General features: G+C 48.2%; 8 protein-coding genes. 6 read left to right on the top strand and 2 right to left on the bottom strand.

All coding sequences use genetic code 11. The features are described from left to right. A partial coding sequence (locus P8O70_00450; protein ID MDG2195352.1) for a response regulator occupies positions 1–321 on the top strand: 321 nt, incomplete at its 5' end. A 29-nt stretch (positions 322–350) separates the two neighbouring features. Here the strand turns inward: P8O70_00450 and P8O70_00445 are convergent. After that, positions 351–1265, bottom strand: coding sequence for a DUF58 domain-containing protein (locus P8O70_00445; GenBank protein MDG2195351.1), 915 nt, complete (start codon positions 1263–1265; stop codon positions 351–353). On the opposite strand from P8O70_00445, the gene P8O70_00440 reads away from it, so the two are divergent. The 5 genes from P8O70_00440 (at position 1264) to P8O70_00420 (ending at position 5272) form a co-directional block, all read left to right on the top strand. Continuing rightward, positions 1264–1770, top strand: coding sequence for a GNAT family N-acetyltransferase (locus P8O70_00440; GenBank protein MDG2195350.1), 507 nt, complete (start codon positions 1264–1266; stop codon positions 1768–1770). The two genes, P8O70_00445 and P8O70_00440, sit on opposite strands and share 2 nt — an antisense overlap. A gap of 25 nt (positions 1771–1795) precedes the next feature. Next, positions 1796–3022, top strand: coding sequence for an aspartate aminotransferase family protein (locus tag P8O70_00435; protein ID MDG2195349.1), 1227 nt, complete (start codon positions 1796–1798; stop codon positions 3020–3022). Between the two features lie 135 nt (positions 3023–3157). Then, positions 3158–3571, top strand: coding sequence for an ACT domain-containing protein (locus P8O70_00430; protein ID MDG2195348.1), 414 nt, complete (start codon positions 3158–3160; stop codon positions 3569–3571). A 58-nt stretch (positions 3572–3629) separates the two neighbouring features. After that, positions 3630–4133 (top strand): GreA/GreB family elongation factor, encoded by a 504-nt coding sequence (locus P8O70_00425; protein ID MDG2195347.1) that lies wholly within the window; start codon positions 3630–3632, stop codon positions 4131–4133. A 497-nt stretch (positions 4134–4630) separates the two neighbouring features. Next, positions 4631–5272 carry a hypothetical protein gene (locus tag P8O70_00420; GenBank protein ID MDG2195346.1) on the top strand — a complete coding sequence of 214 codons (642 nt, stop codon included), beginning with the start codon at positions 4631–4633 and terminating at the stop codon, positions 5270–5272. 146 nt (positions 5273–5418) lie between these two features. Here P8O70_00420 and P8O70_00415 read toward each other — a convergent pair whose 3' ends face one another. Continuing rightward, entirely contained in the window at positions 5419–6267 is an 849-nt protein-coding gene (locus tag P8O70_00415; GenBank protein ID MDG2195345.1) for a phytanoyl-CoA dioxygenase family protein, read from the bottom strand. Positions 6268–6470: the final 203 nt, after the last annotated feature.

Genomic DNA, 6470 nt, shown 5'->3' with positions numbered 1-6470 from the left:
GAGTCTTTCCAGTTTCTACTGCAGAACCTATTTGCCGAGGTCGACACCGCAGAAGATGGCCAGGAAGCTCTCAACAAAATGGATGAGCGAGATTACGATATCGTTTTGACGGACCTGAGCATGCCTCGCATGAGTGGATTAAGGCTGGTTGATCACATTCGTAAAAAATCACATTCTCAGATCGTGATCGCTATCAGTGCCCATGACGATGAAGAATTTGCAGAAGCCCTCGCTCCCTACAATGTGAAACTACTCACCAAGCCTCTCGAAATGGATGAGTTGTTTGAAACGTTGGTACCACTTTGTGAACAACTGCACTAACCCCTAGACAGATTTCCCACCACATCCGATCAGAGTCGCAACAAGATTTTTTGAATTTCATTGAGTACTGATTTGTGAGTCACGCATTCATGCAAAGGCAGATTCTGCTGACGACAAAATTGGTGAATATGTTTTCGATGTGACTCAAAGTTCTCAAGATATCGTGACCAATCGGCAGACTGCATTTGCCTTTTCCGCTCTGGGCTCTCGAGGTGCTGCAAATAATCTGGATTTTCTCCTTCTCCCAACTCCAACGGATCTAAAATTCGCAAGCACTGAAACTCGCGCCCGACAACACGAAGTGTGTTCAACCAACTCTCCCACTGGGCAGGAGGCCTCAACAAATCAGAAATCATGAAGACATGATCGAAAGAAAGAGGCTGTAAGGTAGGTAGTTGGGGAACCTCATTGGGGCTAGGATTTTCCAGCCGTTCGAGCGCATGGAGAAAAGCTCTTCGTGTGGAACGAGGAGGAGGGACTAGAGCACCATCAAGAAGTTGAAAGCTGAAGCGGTCACCCTGGCGCTGGAGTGTCAACAACAGGCCAAAAGCCAGCAACTGTGCTGCTCGCAATTTACTGAATTCGGCATCTGGGGATTGCAAGTGCATCGAAGGTGAAGTATCCAACAGGACCAACGCTGTTGCAGGACTGTGTGTGTCGCGCTGCTTAATGTAGTGTCGCTGGGTACGGCCCAGAAGTTTCCAGTCCAATTCTCGCAGGTCATCTCCAGGCCGATACTCACGATAGCCAGCAAATTCAAGGCTTCGGCCACGATGACGAAGCTCGTGTCGACCCAACATCGATAAGGCTCGGGAGGGCTTGAGGCGCAATTCTAGTTGCTTGAGTTGCGCAAGAAGGTTAGGGTCCATCAGTAACTCCTTGTGAAGACCCAAACAGAATAGACGGCTTCGCTGGCAATTACCACGATCAACAACGAGCAGCATGAAATCCTCCTCTTTCCAAATAAGTATTGCAACACAAGCCAACGAAGCAGAGATCCTCGCTTTGAATGAAGCTGCTGTGCCCCATGTCAGCTCACTAACTGCCGCCAAGCTCGCTTCGCTACGAGAACAATCGATCTACACCGGGATTGCCCGTGGCTCCCAAGGTGAGTTGGTTGGTTTCATCCTAGTACTCGATGAAACTGCCTACTATGACAGTGTCAACTTTGGCTGGTTTAACCAACGCTACGCCCGCTTCGCCTATGTGGATCGCATCGCCATTGCGCCCAGTTTTCAACGTCAGGGTATTGGTCGTAAACTCTATGCTGCTGTAATTAACTTAATCCAGGGACGCTACCCAACGCTCGCCTGTGAAGTCAACCTGCGCCCACCGAATCTGATCTCAGAGACGTTTCATGCACAACTTGGCTTTGTGGAAGTCGGACAGCAAGATACCGAGGGCGGAGCAAAGCGCGTGGTGATGCTGACTCAAGATATCCAGGCCTGAATAACCCAATCTTCCGAGAGAGACGATGGAAAACAAGACCGTCAATCGCAGAGATTTTGACCAGTTCATGGTACCCAACTATGCTCCCATGTCTTTCATTCCTGTACGTGGCGAGGGCTCAAGAATCTGGGATCAACAAGGACAAGAACGCGTTGATCTAACTGGAGGCATTGCTGTGACTTCCCTCGGACATTGTCATCCAACCCTGGTCAAGGCACTACAGGAACAGGCTGGGAAACTCTGGCACATCTCGAACATCTACACCAATGAACCCGCCCTGCGTTTGGCTCGCAAGCTCTGTGAAGCGACCTTTGCCGAACGGGTCTTTTTTGCCAACTCTGGAGCAGAAGCGAATGAAGCCTGTCTCAAGCTCGTCCGACGCTATGCCTATAGTACTGTTGGTGCTGAAAAGGATGAAATCATTGCGACCTTTAACGGATTTCACGGACGGACTCTATTCACCGTCAGTGTGGGTGGTCAGCCGAAGTATGCAGAAGGCTTTGGCCCAAAACCAGGAAGCATCAACCATGTGCCCTACAACGACTGTGATGCCCTGAGAGTCGCTGTTTCTGACAAGACCTGCGCAATCATGGTGGAACCAATCCAGGGGGAAGGTGGCGTTCTGCCTGCCAAACAAGAATTTCTACAAACTGCCCGAGAGCTTTGTGACCGGCACGGAGCCCTACTAGTTTTTGATGAGGTACAGAGCGGTATGGGACGCAGCGGTTATCTCTTCGCCTACCAGCACTACGGCGTCACTCCCGATGTTCTATCCAGCGCCAAGAGTTTGGGAGGAGGGTTCCCCATCGGGGCGATGCTGACCACGGCGAAAATAGCCGAACACTTTAGCGTTGGAACGCACGGCACTACCTATGGAGGGAACCTACTGGCAAGTGTCGTGGCTGAGGCGGTCCTTGATGTGGTGAACCAACCTGAGGTCCTCGAAGGTGTTAAGCAACGGCAGGAGTGGTTCCAAAGTCGGTTGAAGCAGATCGGGGATCAATATGGAGTCTTCAAGGAGATTCGTGGACTGGGCCTGTTACTTGGTTGCGTGATGAGCGATAGCTGGGCAGGTAAGGCCGGAGAAGTCATGAAAGCTGCCCACGACGAGGGAGTGATGGTCTTGGTGGCCGGACCCGATGTACTGCGCCTGGCCCCTAGCTTGGTGATTACAGAAGAAGAGATGAAACAGGGACTTGATTCACTGGAAAGAGCCATTGGCAAACTAGCGAGCCAGTCTAAAGCAGCCTAGAAATGAGAAGGGATCTGGACAACTAGGGACCTGTTTCAGCATTTCAACCCAGGATTCTGCAAAGCTTTTGTGGGCCTATTCTTCAAAACTATCCATTCATTCCTGCGTTTCTTGAAGATAGTTAAAAAGTCATTCATGAAAGAAGCATCTCCTACCCTTCAGGAAACCATTGAGCAAAGCCCCTTTGTTCTTCACCCCCTGCGCTATGCGGTGCTCCAGGTAGCAAAATGCCCCAACCCCCAACCTCATTTTCTTGTCACTCATGAGACTGAAGAAATCAGCGTGATCACTACAGAGGACAAGCTTGAAATGCTGACTCCCCAAATTTTAAAGCAACAGCTTTGGTTTCGTTTGCTTGAATTCAAAATGTCGACTCCGTTTGAAACACCGGGTTTCCTCGCAGCCATCGCCTCAAAATTGGCAAGCCATCAACTCAACATTTTGCTAGTATCCACTTTTTCAAAAGATTGGTTGCTACTACGAGAGGAAGACCTGGAGACAGGACTCAGCAGTCTCCATGAGTTGGGGTTTCAACAAGTCTTCGGCTAAGCTCTAATATTCTTTCTCTGCAATACTCTTCACCTAATATTTCGCACTGAAGTCCATAATGTCACGGGCTTTTGTTAAGGAACCCGATGGTGACGAAGTCGCTGATGACCTCCCAGAACGCAAAATAAGCTCACATCCAAATTATGTAACTCCCCGTGGCCAGCAACTCCTGCAGGAGCAACTGCAGCAAGCGGAGGCAGAGCGACAGCGGCTGCAAGGCAAAGAGGATATGTCCGCCAAGCAGGCTCTTGCCCTTATCAAAAGAGATCTGCGCTATCTGCGGCAACGAGTTACGCAGGCAATCTTGGTGATCCCACCAGACAATCCTTCAGAGCAAGTGTGCTTTGGAATGTGGGTTGAGGTGCTAGAAGGTGAAACAATCCGCAAGTTCCAGATTGTTGGGGAAGATGAGGCGCTGGACAATCAACAACTGATTAGTTGGATCTCGCCACTAGCCAAGGCGGTATTGGGAACTGAAGTAGGAGATCTGGTCCAATGGCAAAGACCTGGTGGCAGCTTGGAGCTAGAAATTCTCTCGCTTGGCTATGTTTCTATGAATTGATTGAATGTGGCCTCCTTTCCTTAAGGCCTTCATTCCCAAGTGAGTGAGCATTCTAAGCGGTCTCTATCTTAAATTTTTTCTTCTCGGTGGAGAATCAGACAGATATTGAACCAGATGAGGAGCCTCGCCCAGCAAGCTTTTTAAACTTTATCTCCTGTTCTTCAAATCCCCAGCATATGATTATTGCCAATTCTCGCCTTCAGAACATTTTCTCTGAGCTCTAAGTTCTAGCATCCCAATCTATCCAGCCCACTTATTTTCCAAAAGAGTTCATCTAAGAACTAATTCATAAAAAATATATAATCATGAATTTGATATCAAATTCAGTTAATTTTAAAATTTATCATTAATTAAATCAGATATTTGTATATTTTATCTAAAAAATATTAAAAAATTGATTGACAGTTATTTTCGTTTTTTAACTTAATTTTACTATTATGCAACATAACTGAGACATTTTTACTTGGCGCTCATCAACTCCACCACGAGGACAAATTATGAAAGCTCAATTAGTAAGGACCTTCATCAAAGCCGCAGCCATCGTTGCCTTGACAACCTCTATTGCAAACTGTGGTGCAATGCCTGAAGAGTCTGTAACCGAGACGACTTACCAACCATCGTCTCAACCAGCGGAGCCAACTAAGCCAATCGTCGACGGATGTGAGGCATTTGGACTCGTTTATGACGAAGCCAATAACACTTGTGTAGATAACGACTTTGGAACTAACATCGTCGATCCAATCACTCCTGAAGAGCCCATTGTAGAAACATGCGAGGGAATGGGATTGGTAGATGATCCAAACGGTGGTTGTATGACGGAGCCAGATGTAGCAGTACCAGTAGCTGAAGAGCCAACTCTGGGAGATGATACTAAAGAAATATTTGACTTCACTGTTACACCAGGTAACCGAGTGTTTGAGGCTACTTGGACACATGATCCAAATGTGGTGCTATACGCGATTGAAAAGAACTCTCTGAGTGCAGCATATCCATCACTGACTACTACAACGGGTAGCCGTTGGACATTTAATACAACATTCTGCACAGCTAAAGAGTTCAAGCTCGTTGCCACACTGACTGATGGCACAACGATGGAGAGCAATAAGTTAGGTCCATTCGTGCCTACCAACTGTGAGTGATAACACTATGCCGCTCTACACAGGGCGGCATTTTATTGACTTCGGATTATCTTGAAGTAAAATCATATTTTCCAAAAAAAACCTCGAAAGATCCCTCTGACCGAATACTCTCAAGATCCACTCTGCCGCTGTTTGGTCAGACCCGATCAAACGGCCGCCTCGGCACTAAACACATCCCTTCCTTCCCCACGTAGTTTCATCCGAGAGTACTCCCACTCATAGGGCGCCTCACGCAGTCGAGTAGGGCCATTTCGCACATCCACTCCCATCTCGGCAGAGGTGGGATAGTGGCTGTAGATCATCATCCGGCGAGGGTTACCCGAGATGTTGGGTCGAGAATTGTGGACAAGCAGGGACGAGAAGAAGGCAACGGAACCAGCAGGCAGCAGTAAATCTTCGCCGCCCTCAAAATCGACCAATCCTGGTTGAACCTGAAGGCCGATATCAACAGATTCGTGCTCAAGGTATGTCTTGTGCGTTCCTGGCCAGATGTGAATTGGCCCAGACTCAGTGGGACAGTCATCAAGAGTAATCGCTGAGGAAATGATGCCCTGTGGGTAGTTCTGCACTCGATAGTAGGCCCAGTCGTTGTGTACTGGGAAACGATCCGTGTTGCGGGGATTGGTTTCAAAGCCAAAGGAGAGATCGGGCATCGGTTGCTTATAGTTCAGTTTTTCTTCCATCAAGATGGGCTCTTCATTCATCAAGGTGCGCATCGGGTCGAGTAGGCGAGAATCAGCTGAGATTTGGGAGAGGTAGAGTGATAGATCATTGATCGGCTGGATCTTGCGCACGAGGTAGCCCGCTTCATTCCGGACCAGATCCAAGCGTCCACTCTGGCGCTGGAGGGAATTCGAGGAGTTGAGGATCAATTCAAGGATGGCATCAGCCTCCTTACGCATGCGTTGCACTTCCTCCTCTGAGAAGACACGCTCCATCGCTACGTAGCCGTGTTCCTGAAAATATTTGACCCAGCTGTCTTGATTAGTTGTCATCGTCTACCCAAGTTTGCTATGGTCTTCAAAGAAACCTGATTTGAAGAATGCAAAGAAGTTAATCCCTGCTAACCAAAGAACAAACGCCTGCACTTTAAGAGAATAAACATGAGCCTAGCAGAATTTTTTCGGAGCCTCTCCAATAAAGTGCGCTTTGCTACTTGGACTGAGGAGGAGCAAATCGCTTTGTTGAAGATTGTGGA

The sequence above is a fragment of the SAR324 cluster bacterium genome, assembly GCA_029245725.1.
Classification (GTDB): domain Bacteria; phylum SAR324; class SAR324; order SAR324; family NAC60-12; genus JCVI-SCAAA005.
Note: the sequence above shows the minus strand (reverse complement) of the source record. Positions and strands in the feature narration are given on the sequence as shown.